Genomic DNA, 15,404 nt, shown 5'->3' with positions numbered 1-15,404 from the left:
AGCCGGGTGACGATCGCGCGGAAGTCCTCGGTCGAAAACGACTGCTCCTCGGCGGTGTTCGCGTAGTCGAGGGTCGCGAGCACGGCCTTCTCGAGGTGGATGTTGAGCAGCCGCTTGGTGGCCTCGACGGCCTGGCGCGGCAACTCCATGATGCGTTTCGCGCACGCCATCGCCTCGGCCACGGGATCGGCGACCACGTGGTTGGCCAGTCCCATCTGGACCGCTTTCTCGGCCGAGATCCGGGCGCCGGTCAGCGCGTACTCCTTGGCCCACAGCAGGCTGGTGTGCAACGGCCACGTCAGCGGGCCGCCGTCGGCGGCGACCAGACCGACCTGCACGTGCGGGTCGGCGAGGTAGGCGGTTTCGGCCATGTAGACGATGTCGCTCAGGGCGACCAGGCTGCAGCCCAGGCCCACCGCCGGGCCGTTGACGGCCGCGATCACCGGAATGCGGCAGCGCGCCATGCCGAGAACGATCTCGCGGCCGTGCAGGATGGTCTTGGCGCGCAGGTCGGCGTCTCGTGCCAGCTCGTCGAGGTAGGCGAAGTCGCCGCCCGCGGAGAACGCCCGCCCGCGCCCGGTCAGCACCGCGGCACGCGCGCCGCGGTCCTCGTTCAGGCGTGGCCACAGCCACGCCAGCCCGCAGTGCAGCGCGTCGTCGACCGCGTTGAGCGCGTCCGGGCGGTTCAGCGTCACAATGCGCAGATCGCCGTCGGCCTGGACGTCGATTTCTTTTGGCATGTCGTACATTTCAGTTTCCTTTGCTCTTCTTGCAAGCGCTCATCGGTCTGCCAATCCCAGGATTCGCGACGCGATGATGTTCTTCTGGATCTGCGACGTCCCGCCCATCACGCTCTGGGCGCGGCTGTACAGATAGGCGCTGAGCAGTTCGGGGTCGCGGGTGCCGCCGACGGCCACCGCCGCGTGGCCGACCGATTGCTCCACCCACGTCATCAGCAGCTTGTCCAGCGAGCCCTCGGGCCCGTGCGAGACGCCGTCGAGCTGTTCGGACAGCCGCCGGCGCACATGCAGCCGCAGCATCTCGCTCTGGACGGCGGCCCAGGCCAGCTCCTCGGGCACATCATCGTCGACCCGCGATGCCAACTGCCGCACCAGCTTCCCGTACCTGGCCGAATAGCCCAGCGTGGACGGTTCGCGTTCGTGGCCGACCACCGTCATCGCGAGCGCCCAGCCCTCCCCCGGCGCGCCGACCATCTGCTCGGCGGGCACCGACGCGCCGTCGAAGAGCACCTGGCCGAATTCGGTGGTGACGCGGTTGATCATGCGCAGCGGCCGCTGCACCACGCCCGGCTGCTTCATCGAGACGACGAACGCCGAAATGCCGCGGTGGCGAGGCGCATCCGGATCCGTGCGGGCCAGCAGCAGACACCAGTCGGCGACATCGGAGTAGCTCGTCCAGATCTTGTGCCCGTCGATCACATAGTCGTCGCCCCGGCGCGTCGCCGTCGTTTTCAGCGACGCGAGATCCGACCCCGCGTCGGGCTCGGAAAAGCCCTGGCACCAGCGCTCGGTGCCGTTGATCATGCCGGGCAGGAACCGCTGCCGCAGCCGGGCGCTGCCGTGCCGGCCCAGGCCCACCACCAGATACCCGAGGCTGGGCCGCGGCGGCGCGCCGGCCCGCGCCAGTTCCTCGTCGAGGATCACGTCATAGACCGGCGGCAGCTCGTGGCCGCCGTACTCGCGTGGCCAGGAGAGCCCGAAGAACCCCGCCTCGTAGAGTGCCCGATGCCACTCGCCCTGGCGGGCCCAATAGTCGTCGCCCGACGCCGCAAACCCCCGCGCGCGCTGCTGCAGCCAGGCCCGAAGCCGGTCCCGGAACGCCGCCTCGTCCGGCGAATCACGAAAGTCCAACGTTGATCTCCCTCAAACTCACCGGCCACAGCTCGGTCGATGTCAGGGCCCGGCGCAAGAACACATGCGCCAGGCATTCCCAGGTGTTGCCGATCCCGCCGTGGACCTGGATGGAGGTTTCGCACACCGTCCTGGCGGCGCGGGCGCAGTAGATCTTCGCGACCTTCGCCGCGGCCACCGCCTCGGCGGGGGCGAACTCGTCGACGGCCCACGCCGCGTGCCGCAACACGCTCTCCGACCCCTCGATCAGGGCCAGAGCCTCGGCCAGCAGGTGGCCGACCGCCTGATACGAGCCGATCGTGTTGCCGTACTGCCGGCGGATCTTCGCGTAGTCGCACGCCAAAGCGTGTGCGCCGCGGGCTGTCCCGACCAGATCGGCGGTCGTGATGACCAAGGCCAGCGCCCGCCAGCGCCCGGCGTGTTCGGCCCCGACGTCGCCGAGCGGCTCCAGCGGGTCGAGTACTTCGGCGGTGCTGCGGGTCAGGTCCGCGCCGGCGAGGTGTTCGCCGACCGCGCCGGCGGCGACCCTGCCCCGATCGAGCACGAGCGCACGCCGAGCGCCCCGCGCATCGGTTGCCACACCGTCCACGGCGATCGTGGACCCCTGCGCATCGGCGCCCAGACGGCGGGCCAGATCATCGGCGAGGACGGGACCCAGGAACGGCACATCGACGAGCCCACGCCCGAATTCCTCTGCCACGACGGCCACTTCGACGCCGGAGGCGCCGTCGGATCGCAGGGACCGCCAGCCGGTCACGTGGATCGCCTTCTCCAACCGGCTTATCCGGTTGTCGTCGGAAAGGTCGTTGACCGAGCCCGGGCCGAGGTCGTCGGCCAGTTTCGCGGCCGCATCACGCAGTTGCCGCTGCTCAGTTGTCAGACGGACGTCCATATTTCTCCTGGAGAGATCGGCGCAACACCTTCCCGGACGGCAGACGGGGAATCTCGTCGACGAAGATCACGCGGCTCAGCCGCTTGTACGAGGCGAGCCTGTCGGCGACCAGCCCGGTCAGTTCGCCGGCGGGCACCGGGGCGGTGACCGCGACCGCCGCGACGACGGCTTCCCCGTCGGCGGAGTCGGAAGCGCCGAACACCGCACAGTCCCTGACGGCCGGGTGACCGTGCAGCACGGCCTCGATTTCGGCGGGGGCGACCTGGAATCCGCGCACCTTGATCATTTCCTTGCACCGGCCGGTGATGCGCAACCAGCCGTCGCCGTCGAGACGGCCCACGTCACCGGTGCGGTACCAGCCGTCGCACAACGCATTTGCCGTGTCCTCGCCGGGCAGGTAACCGGCCATCAACGAGTCCGACCGCGCCTGGATCTCGCCGATCTGTCCCGCAGCGACCGGCTCCCCGGTGTCCAACGACACCACCCGCACGCTGACACCCGGCACGGGACGCCCCACCGTGTCCAGCCGGGCTCCTTGGAGCTCATTGCAGGCGACGACCGGTAACTCGGTGGTCCCGTACGCGGTCAGGAAGCCCACCCCGGTGCGACGGTTGACGGTCTCCGCGACACTCGCGGTCACCGGCGTGGCACACCACACGATGTACCGCAGCGAGGACAGGTCGAAGGATTCCAGTCCGGGGTGTTTCGCCAGCGCCAGCGCGATCGGCGCGACGGCCATCGCGATCGTGATCCGGTCGGACTCGATGTGCCGGAGCATCTCGTCGACGTCGAAGCGCCGATGCAGCCGGACGCGGGCACCGGCGTCGAGCGCGGTCATGATGTTGAGCAGCCCGAGGATGTGGGAAGGCGGCGTGACGACCTGAATCCGATCGTGCGCCGTCATCTGCAGCGCGGTGCGCCAGTGCCGGATCGCGGCGCGGAACGAAGCGTGGGTGTGCCGGACCGCTTTCGGCATGCCGGTGGTGCCGGAGCTGAAGACCAACAGCGCGTCGGTTTCCGGGCGGGGCCTGCCGAACGCCCCCTGCGCCCCGTCGACGGGCTCGTCCAGGTGCAGCATCGGCATGGACCCGGCCAGCACCGGGTGGTCCCCGACGGCGTCGAACGGGTTCGTCAGCGACAGGGCGTGGTTCACCTCGCTGTGCTTCCACGCCGGGCTCAGGAGCACGACCGCCGCGCCAAGCCGCCAGATCGCGAGCACCGCCGCCACGAACTCCGGACGGTTCGACGACATCAGCGCGACCCGGTGCCCGGCCCGCACCCCGCGCCGGCGCAGCGTTGCGGCCAGTCCGCCGGCCAGCGCATCGAGCTGCGGGCGACTGTACCGGCGTTCCGCGAACGCAAGGGACATCGGGAGGATCCTACCCGTCCGTTGAGAACATCATTCTCCATTTGATAGAATCAGCATACCAAAGGAGGGGATGTGGGGATCGCCAACGTGTTTCACCGGGCCACGGTGGCCCGGATCGTCAAGGAGACCGCCGACGCGCGCACGTTCGTGCTGGCCCCGCACGAAAAGCCCTTCCCGTATCGCGCCGGCCAGTACTGCACCTTCCGGGTGAGGGTCGACGGCGAGGAGCTGTATCGCTCCTACTCGATGTCGAGCGCGCCCGAGACCGACTCCGAGTTGGCCACCACCGTCAAGCGGGTGCCGGGCGGCAAGGTCTCCAACTGGATGCTCGACAACCTGGGGGAAGGCGACGAGGTGACAATCACCAGGGCCGCGGGGACGTTCTGCCTGGACTCGACATCCGCGCCCCTGCTGGGGTTCGCGGGCGGCAGCGGTGTCACCCCGATCCTGTCGCTGACCAAGAGCGCCCTTGCCGCCACCGACCGGCAGGTGCGGCTGCTGTGCGCCGACCGCGATCGTGCGTCGGTGATCTTCGACACGGCGATCTCCGAGCTGGTCCACCGCTACCCCGGCCGGCTGGACGTGGTCCGCCACCTCGACGCCGAGCGCGGGCTGCTCGACGCGGCGGGCGTCGTCGAGTTCGTCGGCGCGGACGCCGACGCCGACTGCTACGTGTGCGGCCCGGAGGGCTTCATGACGGTCGTGAAGTCCGCACTGCCGGGACCGGGGCGGGTGTTCGTCGAGAACTTCGATGCGGTGCCGCAGTCCCCGGCCGCGCCCCGCGAGCACCAACCGGCGTCCGGCGGGACGGTGACGATCCGGCTGGACCGCAAGACGGTGTCGGTGGGACGCGTGCCCAACGAGACCCTGCTGGAAAGCGCCCGGCGCGCCGGGCTGGCGCCGCCGTTCAGCTGCGAGGCCGGCAACTGCGGCACCTGCATGGCGCGACTGACCGACGGACATGCGACGATGCGGGTCAACGACGCGCTGACCGAGGACGAGGTCGCCGACGGATACGTGCTGACGTGTCAGGCCGTACCCGACAGCGAGTCGGTCACCGTGGTTTACGACGGCTGAGACAGCACGTCGTCGTGCTCGCCGAGGCCAGGCGGCGGCCGGTAGTCCGGCGTGTAGCCGGCGACGCGGATCGGGCTGCCGACCAGGCGGAATTCTCCCGCCGTCACGACCACTTCCGGCGTGGCCGCGAGCGCCTCGGGCAGGGTCCGCACCGCGGCCGCCGGAATTCCGAGCGGACGCAACCGCGATTCCCAACCCTTGGCCGTGTCGGCGGCCAACGCCGCCGCGACGACGGCGAGCACCTCGTCGCGGCGGGCGGCGCGTTCGGCCATCGTCGCAAAGCCGTCGATGTCCGCCTCCGCGGCAAAGGATTTCCAGAACCCGTCGTGGGTGATGAAAAGCGCGAGATAGCCCTCGGCTGTCGAAAAAAGTTGTGCGGGAACGTAGTACGAGTGTGCGCCGAACGGCAGCCGGCGCGGCTCGATGCCGTCGTTGAGGTAGGCCGATGCGCGGTAGTTCAGTTGCGAGAGCATGACGTCGCGTAACGACACGTCCACCTGACCGCCACGGCCGGAGATGATCTGGGCCAGCAGCCCAAGCGCGGCCGCCAGCCCGGTCGAGTTGTCGGCCGACGAGTAGCCGGGCAGGATCGGCGGCCCGTCCGGATCGCCGGTCAGCGCGGCGATACCGGTGGCCGCCTGGATCACGTAGTCGAACGCGGGATCGTCACCCCCGTCCAACCCGAAGCCCGTCATGGCGACGCAGACGATCCTGTCGTTGAACCGTCGCAGCGCTGCGTAGGTGAGCCCCAGCCGGTGAATCACCGACGGTTTCATGTTGACCAGCAGGGCGTGCGCCGTTGCGACGAGCTCCCCCAGCCGGCGCCGGCCGGTCGCGGAATTCAGGTCCAGGCACACGCTGCGCTTGCCGCGGTTGAGGCTGGCGAAGTAGCTCGGGCCGACCTGCCGCGAGATCTCGCCGCCGGGCGGCTCGACTTTGACGACCTCCGCGCCGAGGTCGGCGAGCATCATCGTGGCGTACGGGCCCGCGAGCATCGTGCCGACCTCGACGATCCTGATGCCGGCCAGGGGGCCGGGCGTCATCGCACCTGGACGGCGAGCTGAGAAATCACGTCGCGGGTGCGACGCTTGGACGCGACCAGCTCGTCACGGTCATCGCCGATCGGCAACAGCCGCACCGACAAATCGGTCACGCCGGCATCGGCGAACCGGCGGAACCGCGCCAGGATCGCCTCCTCGTCGCCGGCCGCGCAGATGTCGCCGACATCGGCGGCCTCACCGCGATCCAGCAGCTGCTGATAGTTCGGCGAGTATTCGGCCTCGCCGAGGATCCGGTTCGCGCGCTCACGCGCCGCGTCGACTTGCGAGGGCTTGCACAGGCACACCGGGATGCCCGCGACGATGCGGGGGGCCGGCCGGCCGGCGTTGTCGGCGGCCTTGGTGATCCGGGGCGCGATGTGGTCGGCGATGGCGCGTTCGTCGGCCATCCACAGCACGGTTCCGTCGGCGTGTTCGCCGGCGATCCGCAGCATCACCGGACCGAGCGCGGCGATCAGCACCGGCAGGGGTGCAACGGGGCCGAGGTCCAGCGGGTTGTGGACGGTGAACGTCTCGTTCTCCACGTCGACCGGTCCCGGCCCGTGCAGCGCGGCCTCGAGGACCTCGACGTAGTCGCGCGTGTACGCGGCCGGCCGCTCGTAGGGAAGCCCGAGCATGTCCCGCACGATCCAGTGGTGCGACGGGCCGACGCCGAGCGCGAGCCGGCCGCCGGTAGCGGCATGGGTGGACAACGCCTGGCGCGCCAACGCGATCGGATGCTGCGCCTGCAGCGGGATGACCGCGGTGCCGAGCTCGATGCGCGAGGTCCTGGTGCCCATCAACGCGACCGTCACCATCGCGTCGAAGTCGCCCGGAATCTGCGGAATCCAGGCGGTGTCCATGCCGGCGGACTCGGCCCACTCGACGTCGGCGAGCATTCCTTCGGCCTTACGGGCGGTGTCGCGCCGCTCGGGCCCGATCATCACTCCGACGCGCACGATTCCTCCACGGATTGCGATGTCAGCGCGCGGATTTCGCGCACGAGAACGTCAAGCGGCGTGCCGGTGGGAAACACCGCGGCAGCACCCGCGGACAGCAACTTCGGGACGTCGGCCTGCGGTATCGTGCCGCCCACCACCACGGCTATGTCCCCGGCGTCGGCTTCGCGCAAGGCCTGCACAACCCGTGTCGTCAACGCGACGTGCGCGCCGGACAGGATGCTCAGGCCCACCACCGCGACGTCTTCCTGCAGGGCTATCGAAACGATGTCTTCGATGCGCTGACGGATGCCGGTGTAGATGACCTCGAAGCCGGCGTCGCGCAGGGTCCGCGCGACGATCTTCGCGCCGCGGTCGTGGCCGTCGAGACCGGGCTTGGCCACCAGAATTCGAGCTGTCATCTAGAACACCACCGGTTGGCAGAACTCGCCCCACACCGCCTTGAGGGCGGAGACCATTTCGCCGACGGTGCAGTAGCTGTTGGCGCACTCGACCAGCGGATGCATCAGGTTGTCGCTGCCTTCGGCGGCCCGCGAGAGGGTGGCAAGGCTCGCGCGAACGGCTGAGCCGTCGCGCTCCGCCCTGACTTTGGCCAGCCGCTCGAGCTGAAGGTCGCGGCCCTCGGCGTCCAGTTCGTAGGTCGAGATCTCGGGTGGCGGCTCCGGGGTCACGAACTTGTTGACACCGACGACCGGGCGCGTACCGTCCTCGATCTCCCGGTGGATCCGGAAGGCCTCGTCGGCGATCAGACCCTGCAGGTAGCCGTCCTCGATGGCCCTGACCATTCCGCCGTGCGCCTCCAGGTCGGCCATGATCTCGACGATGCTGGCCTCGGTCGCGTCGGTCAGCGCCTCGACGAAGTAGGAGCCGCCGAGGGGGTCCGCCACGCTCGCCACGCCCGTCTCGTAGGCCAGGATCTGCTGGGTGCGCAGGGCCAGGGTGGCCGACTCCTCGCTGGGCAGCGCGAACGGCTCGTCCCAGGCCGCCGTGAACATCGACTGCACGCCGCCCAGGACCGACGCCAGCGCCTCGTAGGCCACCCGGACGAGGTTGTTCTGCGCCTGCGGGGCGTAGAGCGACGCGCCGCCGGAGACACAGCCGAAGCGGAACATCGAGGCCTTGTCGGTGCCGGCGCCGTAGCGCTCGCGCACAATGGTCGCCCAGCGGCGGCGGCCGGCGCGGTACTTGGCGATCTCCTCGAAGAAGTCGCCGTGGGTGTAGAAGAAGAACGAGATCTGCGGCGCGAACTCGTCGATCGTCATCCGGCCGCGCTGAACCACCGTGTCGCAGTAGGTGACGCCGTCGGCGAGCGTGAACGCCATCTCCTGCACCGCGTTGGCGCCGGCATCGCGGAAGTGGGCACCAGCCACCGAGATCGCGTTGAACTTGGGCACCTCCGCCGCGCAGAACTCGATCGTGTCGGCGATCAGCCGCAGCGACGGCTCCGGCGGCCAGATCCACGTCCCCCTCGACGCGTACTCCTTGAGGATGTCGTTCTGGATCGTCCCGGTGAGCCCGGCGCGCGGGACCCCCCTGCGCTCGGCGGCCGCCACGTAGAAGGCCAGCAGGATCGCCGCTGTCCCGTTGATCGTGAAGCTAGTGCTGATCTTGTCGAGCGGGATGCCGTCGAACAGGATCTCCGCGTCGGCCAGGGTGTCCACCGCCACGCCGACGCGGCCGACCTCCTCACCCACCTCCGGGTCGTCGGAGTCGAAGCCGCACTGGGTGGGCAGGTCAAGCGCGACCGACAGCCCCGTTCCGCCCTGGTCCAGCAGGTAGCGATAGCGACGGTTGGACTCCTCGGCGGTGCCGAACCCCGAGTACTGGCGAAACGTCCACAGCTTGCCCCGGTAACCGGTTGCGAAGTTTCCCCGGGTGAACGGAAAGCTGCCGGGGGCGGGCGGCTCGCCGCTTCGGTCCCGGGCTCCGTAGACCGGCTTGAGGGGGATGCCGGAGGGCGTGTGGGTTGCGTTATCCATCAGTGAATAACGTACTTGCAAAAAAAGAGAATGCCAATACCATCTGTTGCGACGACCAGCGAGGAGGGACGGCGCAGGGGATGGGGTCCGAGCAGCTCAGCACGCTGACCGACCGCACGGTGGTCAGCCGCGTTATCCGGCTCGCCATCGGCATGGCCGCCGCCGGGCAGGGCGCCAGCGTGGTCCCGCCGGCCCCGCACCCGCGGCTGCCGGCGGCTACGACCTGTCCCGCTACGGGGGTGGAGCGCAGCCCATACTGGACCTGTTCATCGGCTGATCGAGGCAGAAGGCGACCGTGACAGAGCGCACCGTGGTTCAGCGCGGCCTGTGGTTCGAGGAATTCGAAACCGGCGTGCGGTATCTGCACCGGCCCGGCCGCACCATCACCGAGGCCGACAACGTGCTGTTCACCACGTTGACGATGAACACGCAGGCGTTGCACCTCGACGCCGCGTTCGCCGAGACGGCGCCGCCGTATCACCAACGTCTGGTCAACTCGATGTTCACGTTGTCGACGCTGGTCGGCCTGTCGGTTGCCCAGCTCACCCAGGGCACGATCGTGGCGAACCTCGGTTTCGCCGACATCGCGTTCCCGCACCCGCTGTTCCACGGCGACACCCTGTACGCCGAAACGGTGGTCACCGACAAGCGCCTGTCGCGCAGCCGCCCGGGTGAGGGCATCGTGACGTTTCTGCACACCGGCCGCAACCAGCACGGCGACGTCGTCGCGACCGCGACCCGCAAGACGCTGGTGCGGAAGAAGCCCGACGCGGCGGCCGGCGAATGAGCCTGCAGCCGGCCGGACCCGCCTGGCTGTTCTGCCCGGCAGATCGTCCCGAGCGCTTCGCCAAGGCCGCCGCCGTCGCCGACGTGGTCATCGTCGACCTCGAAGACGGGGTGGCGAGCGCCGACAAGCAAGCCGCCCGCGCGGCCGTGGCGGCCACACCGCTGGACCCGACCAGAACGGTGGTACGCATCAACGCCGCCGGCACCGCCGAGCACCACGCCGACCTCGAGATGTTGGCGCGCACCGGGTACACGACGGTGATGCTGCCGAAATCCGAGTCGGCGCAGCAGATCGGCGCGTTGGCGCCGCTGGACGTGATCGTGCTGATCGAGACGCCGCTGGGCGCGGTCAATGTCAGCGAGTGCGCGCGCCGGGACAACGCCATCGCCGTGATGTGGGGCTCCGAAGACCTGTTCGCCGCGCTCGGCGGGACGGCCAACAGGCGTTCCGACGGAACGCTGCGCGACGTGGCGCAGCACGTGCGGTCCGCGTCGCTGCTGGCGGCGAAGGCCTATCACCGGCTGGCGCTGGATTCCGTGTACCTCGACATCAAGGATCTCGACGGACTGCGCGCCGAAGTCGACGACGGCGTCGCGGTGGGCTTCGACGCCAAAGTCGCCATTCATCCCGCCCAGATCCCGGTCATTCGCGACGGCTACGCCCCGACTGCACAGCAGCTGACATGGGCGCGAAAAGTCCTGGCCGCCGCGCAGAATCAGCGCGGGGTGTTCGAGTTGGACGGCATGATGGTCGACATGCCCGTGCTGCGGCGCGCCGAGCGCATCATCAGAAACGGTGGCGATGAGCCACGGGAATGAGCCCGCCTGGCGCCGCTTCGCCGCCGCCGCGGCCCGGCGCCACGGCGCGCCGCAGGGTGACTACCCGGAGCTGTGGCAGTGGTCGGTCGACCATCCGGCGCGATTCTGGCGGGTGGTGTGGGACTTCTTCGATGTGCGCGGCCCCGGCGGCAGCGCACCCGCCGACGGGGATGCCGGTGTGCTGGCCGACGCGTCCATGCCCGGCGCCGTGTGGTTCCCCGGCGTGGAGCTGAACTACGTCGATCAGGTTCTCCGCCAGGCGCACCAGAGGTCGCCGGCGATCATCGGGGTCGACGAGGACGGCGCCCGGACCGAAATCAGCTGGACGGATCTGCCCGGTCGGATCGGGGCGGCCGCGGCCGCGCTGCGCCGGGTCGGCGTGGGGCCCGGCGACACCGTCGCGGCGTACCTTCCGGACATCGCAGAGGCGATGGTCGCGTTCCTGGCCACCGCGGCGATCGGCGCCATCTGGTCGGCGTGCGGGCAGGATTACGCACCGGAAGGCGCGGCGGCACGGCTGAGCCAGTTGAACCCCAAGGTGTTGTTCAGCGCCGACGGCTACCGGTACAACGGGCGCTGGATCGACAAACGCGCCGACACGGCCGAGCTGCAGCGGCTGCTGGCGGGTGAACCCGCGGTGATCCTGATCGGCGGATTCCACGACGCACCCGAGCCGGCCGATCCGCAGGTGGCCGCGGTGCCGTTTGACCATCCGCTGTGGGTGCTGTTCAGTTCCGGCACCACCGGACACCCCAAAGGGATCGTGCACGGCCACGGCGGCGTGGTGCTCGAGCATCTCAAGGCGGTGAACCTGCACGGCGGGATCGGCGCCGGCGACGTCTTCTTCTGGCAGACCGCGCTGAGCTGGATGATGTGGAACTTCCGGCTGTCGGGTCTGCTGTGCGGCTCGACGGTGCTGTGCTACAGCGGCCATCCGCTGTCGCCCGACGCCGACCGGCTGTGGCGATTACTGGCCGACGAGGGGGTCACCTACTTCGGCACCAGCCCCGGCCAATTGCTGGCCTCGCGCAAGGCCGGCCTGAAGCCCGGCTCGTCGCATGACCTGCGGCGCCTGGCAACCGTGGGCAGCACCGGCTCGCCTCTGGCCGCAGACCTGTTCGAATGGGTGAAATCCGCAGTGGGCAATGGTGTTTCGGTGTCCTCGATCAGCGGCGGCACCGACGTGGTCACCGCATTCGCCGGCGGAACGCCGGGGGTGCCGGTCGTTCCCGGCGAACTGGCCACGCGCTATCTCGGTGTGGCACTGGAGAGTTGGTCACCTGACCGTCGCCCGCTGGTCGGCGAGGTGGGCGAGATGGTGATCACCGCGCCGATGCCGTCGATGCCGGTCAAGTTCTGGAACGACCACGACGGCTCGAAGTACCGCGATGCGTATTTCGCCCACGAATGGGCGAACGGACCGGCGCCGGGCGTGTGGCGCCACGGTGACTGGGTCACCGTCACCGAACGGGGCTCGCTGATCATCCACGGCCGCAGCGACGCCACCCTCAACCGGCACGGCATCCGGATGGGGTCGGCCGACATCTACGAAGTGGTCGAGGCGATCGACGAGGTCAGCGAGGCGTTCGTCGTCGGCATCGACGGCGCGGACGGCGACTACTGGATGCCGCTGTTCGTCACCCTCGCGCCGGGTGCGCAGCTCGACGATGCTCTCGCAGACAAGATCCGCCGGCAGATCCGCACCAGGCTGTCGCCGAGGCACGTGCCCGACGAGATCATCGAAGCGCCCGGGATACCGCACACCCGCACCGGCAAGAAACTCGAGGTGCCGGTCGTCGGCATCATGGCCGGTCGCGCCGACGTCGCCATCGACCCGCGCGCGATCGACGATCCGGCACTGATCGACTGGTATCGCGAACGGGGCGAGCGCCATCGCTGAGCGTGGCTCCCCGCGGATCAGATCCGCCCGTCGACCCGGAGTCCGGGGTGCACCCACCCCGGCGAGCGTCGTTCTTTGAAGGCGCGGAATCCCTCGACGGCCTCCTGGCCGCGGATGCTGGTGGTCATGCCGATCCGGTCGTACAGGCCGAGATAGCCGTCCAGGCTGGACTTGACCACGGCCCGCGCGCCCGGCGCGGTGCGGCAGCACTGGGCGAGCACCGCGCGGGCGTCGTCCATGAGCTCGTCGTGCCGGACGACCCGCGCGACCATCCCCCAGTCCAGCGCCTCGGCGGCGGTGAGCACGCGACCGGTGAACATCAGATCGCGGGTCCGCACCGGCCCGATGAGGCGTGCGAGCATCTGGCTGTAGTACGTGTCCGCGATGCCGCGAAACAGCTCGGGGACACGGAATGTCGCGCGGTCACTGACAACGGCCATGTCGCTGCACAGCGCGATCTGCAGGCCCCCGCCCTGACACAGACCGTTGACCGCGGACACCACCGGCTTTGCGGAGGTGCGCAGCGTGTCGAACGGCGTGACGTCCATCGAAAGCGCCGAGCCGAACGTGATCCAGTTGTCCGCGCCGCCGCCGCCCATGTCGCCGCCGGGGGCGAAAACGTCACCGGTGCCGGTGATCAACAAGCCGGCCAGGCCATCGTCGTCGTTGACCCGCCCCACCGCACAGCGGATACCGAAGTACATCGCCGGTGTCATCGCGTTCCGCGCCTCGGGGCGGTCCAGTGTGCAGATCGCGATCGGGCCCTCGCGCCGGAACGACAGGTACGGGGTTCCCAGCCAGTCGCCCTCGGGCGGCCTCGGCGTGGTGTCGGAGGCGGTGGTCATCGGCGCGAATTCTCCTTCAGCTCGTGCGTAACTCATTCAATACCTACGCGACGGCGCCCTCCGACAGGGTCCCCGGAAAGGCCGGCATGACCCGGTCGATCACCCCGTCGCAGCGACTCCGAAGCCCGGCGGCCAGGTTCTCCACGGGCGCGACCACCGCGAACGCGCCGAGCACCTCGTCATCGAGGGGAACCCATCGCGTCCCAATCGCCCAGCAGCGAGCGCCGGTGCAACTCGGTCTGCAGGTCGCCCCAGCCGTGCAGCTACGAGCAGTCGCGCCGGCCACGCCCGGCGACGCTACAGTAAGCGATTCAGTATGGTCAATGCGAGTACCGTTCAACCGGTCGCCGCTCGCGGAGGAGGACAGGGCGCATGACGAAGGGCCAGGACTGGCAGGAGACGCTCGAGGACCTCGGCCGTCGTCGTCAGCGGGCGTTGGACATGGGCGGCCCGGAGCGAGTTGCCAAGCACCGCGGCAAGGGCAAGCTCGACGCGCGGGCCCGGGTCGGACGACTCCTGGACCCCGGGACGTTCCGCGAACTGGGCACGCTCGTCGGCGGCGAGGTCGCCGCCGACGGGATCGTCGCCGGCTCGGGTTGCATCAACGGCTCGCCGGTGATGGTGGGCGCCGAGGATTTCACCACCCTGGCGGGCACGATCGCGCCGGGCAGCAACTCCAAGCGGTACCGCATCGCCGAGCTGGCGGTGCGCACCAAGGTCCCGCTGGTGATGCTGCTCGAGGGGGCCGGCTTCCGCCCGACCGGCGGGCATTACGGGCGAACCCCCACCGATCTGCTCGCCCAGGCGCGCTGCTCGGGCCGGGTCCCGACCGTCGCGGCGGTGCTCGGCCCCTCGGCCGGGCACGGCGCCCTCGTCGCCCCCGTCTGCGACTTCACGATCATGAGCCGCCAGGGCGCCATCTTCACGGCGGGGCCGCCGGTCGTGAAAGAGTCGACGGGCGAGGAGATTTCGAAGGAGGAGCTGGGCGGCCCGGGCGTCGCCGTTCCCAGCGGGGTGGTGCACAACGTCGCGGAGGACGACGAGGCCGTGCTCGACGACATCCGCCGCTATCTGTCCTACTTCCCGCCGAGCGCGTGGTCGTACCCGTCCGGTACGCCCGCCGGCGAGACCACCGCACCGCGCGCCACGCCGGAGCTGCTCGAAGTCGTCTCCCGCGACAACCGGCGCGTCTACGACATGCGCGGGGTGCTCGACGTGGTCTTCGACCGGCCCGACTGGTTCGAGGTCCAGCCCACGTTCGGGCGCGCGATCATCTGCGCCCTCGCCCACCTCGGCGGGCATCCGGTTGCGGTCGTGGCCAACCAGCCAAAGGTGTTGGCCGGCTCCATCGATGCCGACGCCGCTGACAAGGCGGCGCATTTCATCATGGTGGCCGACTCGTTTCATCTGCCGATCGTCTTCCTTGCCGACAACCCCGGGATGTTGCCCGGCAGCCAGTCCGAGCGCAGCGGCGTTCTTCGCAGCGGGGCCCGCATGTTCGCCGCCCAGACGGCGGCCACCACGTTGAAATTGCATGTGACGCTGCGCAAGGCCTACGGATTCGGCTCAATGGTCATGTCCCTGCTGGGGTTTGACGACCAGGTGGCGACATTCGCCTACCCGGGGGCGACGATGGGTGCGATGAGCGCGGCCGCGCTGAGCCGGGCGTCGCACGCCGCCGAGGACTTCGAGGCCAAGCTCCGCACGATGGAGCTCGAAGCGTCCTACCGGTCGGCCGAACATCTGGGCTTCGACGAGCTCATCGATCCGCGGGAGACGCGGGACGCGCTACTGGTCGCGCTGCAGCGGGGCATCTACAGCCGGCAGGCCGCCGCGGAGCCGGTGCGCCGCACCGTCATCGCGCCGTAGC

The 15,404-nt window shown here is 69.7% G+C and carries 14 protein-coding genes and 1 pseudogene; 5 read left to right on the top strand and 10 right to left on the bottom strand.

Annotation, left to right across the window (positions count from 1 at the left end):
• From VKG81_RS15980 to VKG81_RS15965, 4 genes are all read right to left on the bottom strand, one after another.
• The coding region (locus VKG81_RS15980; protein ID WP_324397540.1) for an enoyl-CoA hydratase/isomerase family protein at window positions 1–749 on the bottom strand (749 nt) is incomplete at its 3' end.
• 30 nt (window positions 750–779) lie between these two features.
• Window positions 780–1,871, bottom strand: coding sequence for an acyl-CoA dehydrogenase family protein (locus VKG81_RS15975; RefSeq protein WP_324397539.1), 1,092 nt, complete (start codon window positions 1,869–1,871; stop codon window positions 780–782).
• Window positions 1,858–2,763: an acyl-CoA dehydrogenase family protein gene (locus VKG81_RS15970; RefSeq protein WP_324397538.1), complete on the bottom strand. Its 906-nt coding sequence runs from the start codon at window positions 2,761–2,763 to the stop codon at window positions 1,858–1,860. Before VKG81_RS15970 ends, VKG81_RS15975 begins: the two co-directional genes overlap by 14 nt.
• Window positions 2,741–4,132: a class I adenylate-forming enzyme family protein gene (locus tag VKG81_RS15965; RefSeq protein ID WP_324397537.1), complete on the bottom strand. Its 1,392-nt coding sequence runs from the start codon at window positions 4,130–4,132 to the stop codon at window positions 2,741–2,743. The genes VKG81_RS15970 and VKG81_RS15965 overlap by 23 nt, the downstream gene beginning before the upstream one ends.
• A gap of 72 nt (window positions 4,133–4,204) precedes the next feature.
• On the opposite strand from VKG81_RS15965, the gene VKG81_RS15960 reads away from it, so the two are divergent.
• On the top strand, window positions 4,205–5,209 hold the full coding sequence (locus VKG81_RS15960; RefSeq protein WP_324397536.1) for a ferredoxin--NADP reductase: 1,005 nt from the start codon (window positions 4,205–4,207) through the stop codon (window positions 5,207–5,209).
• On the opposite strand, the gene VKG81_RS15955 is transcribed toward VKG81_RS15960, so the two are convergent.
• From VKG81_RS15955 to VKG81_RS15940, 4 genes are read right to left on the bottom strand one after another with little or no spacing between them, the layout of a single operon-like run.
• Window positions 5,197–6,252: a CoA transferase gene (locus VKG81_RS15955; RefSeq protein ID WP_324397535.1), complete on the bottom strand. Its 1,056-nt coding sequence runs from the start codon at window positions 6,250–6,252 to the stop codon at window positions 5,197–5,199. The genes VKG81_RS15960 and VKG81_RS15955 overlap by 13 nt on opposite strands.
• Window positions 6,249–7,205: an LLM class F420-dependent oxidoreductase gene (locus tag VKG81_RS15950; protein WP_324397534.1), complete on the bottom strand. Its 957-nt coding sequence runs from the start codon at window positions 7,203–7,205 to the stop codon at window positions 6,249–6,251. The genes VKG81_RS15955 and VKG81_RS15950 overlap by 4 nt, the downstream gene beginning before the upstream one ends.
• Complete coding sequence (locus VKG81_RS15945) at window positions 7,190–7,606, bottom strand: cobalamin B12-binding domain-containing protein (protein WP_324397533.1); 417 nt, start codon at window positions 7,604–7,606, stop codon at window positions 7,190–7,192. Before VKG81_RS15945 ends, VKG81_RS15950 begins: the two co-directional genes overlap by 16 nt.
• A complete protein-coding gene (locus VKG81_RS15940) occupies window positions 7,607–9,184 on the bottom strand; it encodes a methylmalonyl-CoA mutase family protein (protein WP_324397532.1) in 1,578 nt (525 codons plus the stop codon). It abuts the gene before it with no gap.
• 295 nt (window positions 9,185–9,479) lie between these two features.
• Between VKG81_RS15940 and VKG81_RS15935 the strand changes: the two genes are divergently transcribed.
• The 3 genes from VKG81_RS15935 to VKG81_RS15925 are packed head-to-tail and all read left to right on the top strand — an operon-like array spanning window position 9,480 to window position 12,689.
• On the top strand, window positions 9,480–9,971 hold the full coding sequence (locus tag VKG81_RS15935; RefSeq protein WP_324397531.1) for a MaoC family dehydratase: 492 nt from the start codon (window positions 9,480–9,482) through the stop codon (window positions 9,969–9,971).
• Window positions 9,968–10,789 carry a CoA ester lyase gene (locus VKG81_RS15930; protein WP_324397530.1) on the top strand — a complete coding sequence of 274 codons (822 nt, stop codon included), beginning with the start codon at window positions 9,968–9,970 and terminating at the stop codon, window positions 10,787–10,789. Before VKG81_RS15935 ends, VKG81_RS15930 begins: the two co-directional genes overlap by 4 nt.
• Window positions 10,773–12,689: an acetoacetate--CoA ligase gene (locus tag VKG81_RS15925; RefSeq protein WP_324397529.1), complete on the top strand. Its 1,917-nt coding sequence runs from the start codon at window positions 10,773–10,775 to the stop codon at window positions 12,687–12,689. Before VKG81_RS15930 ends, VKG81_RS15925 begins: the two co-directional genes overlap by 17 nt.
• Before the next feature lie 17 nt (window positions 12,690–12,706).
• On the opposite strand, the gene VKG81_RS15920 is transcribed toward VKG81_RS15925, so the two are convergent.
• A complete protein-coding gene (locus tag VKG81_RS15920) occupies window positions 12,707–13,534 on the bottom strand; it encodes an enoyl-CoA hydratase/isomerase family protein (protein WP_324397528.1) in 828 nt (275 codons plus the stop codon).
• Between the two features lie 43 nt (window positions 13,535–13,577).
• Window positions 13,578–13,794, bottom strand: a pseudogene (locus VKG81_RS15915) (LLM class F420-dependent oxidoreductase); the annotation flags it as partial.
• Window positions 13,795–13,906: 112 nt separating this feature from the next.
• On the opposite strand from VKG81_RS15915, the gene VKG81_RS15910 reads away from it, so the two are divergent.
• Window positions 13,907–15,403 (top strand): acyl-CoA carboxylase subunit beta, encoded by a 1,497-nt coding sequence (locus VKG81_RS15910; RefSeq protein WP_324397527.1) that lies wholly within the window; start codon window positions 13,907–13,909, stop codon window positions 15,401–15,403.
• Window position 15,404 lies beyond the last annotated feature (1 nt).

Origin of the sequence: Mycobacterium sp. (assembly GCF_035314905.1) — a bacterium.
Classification (GTDB): domain Bacteria; phylum Actinomycetota; class Actinomycetes; order Mycobacteriales; family Mycobacteriaceae; genus Mycobacterium.
This window is presented reverse-complemented; position numbering and strand designations above follow the sequence as displayed.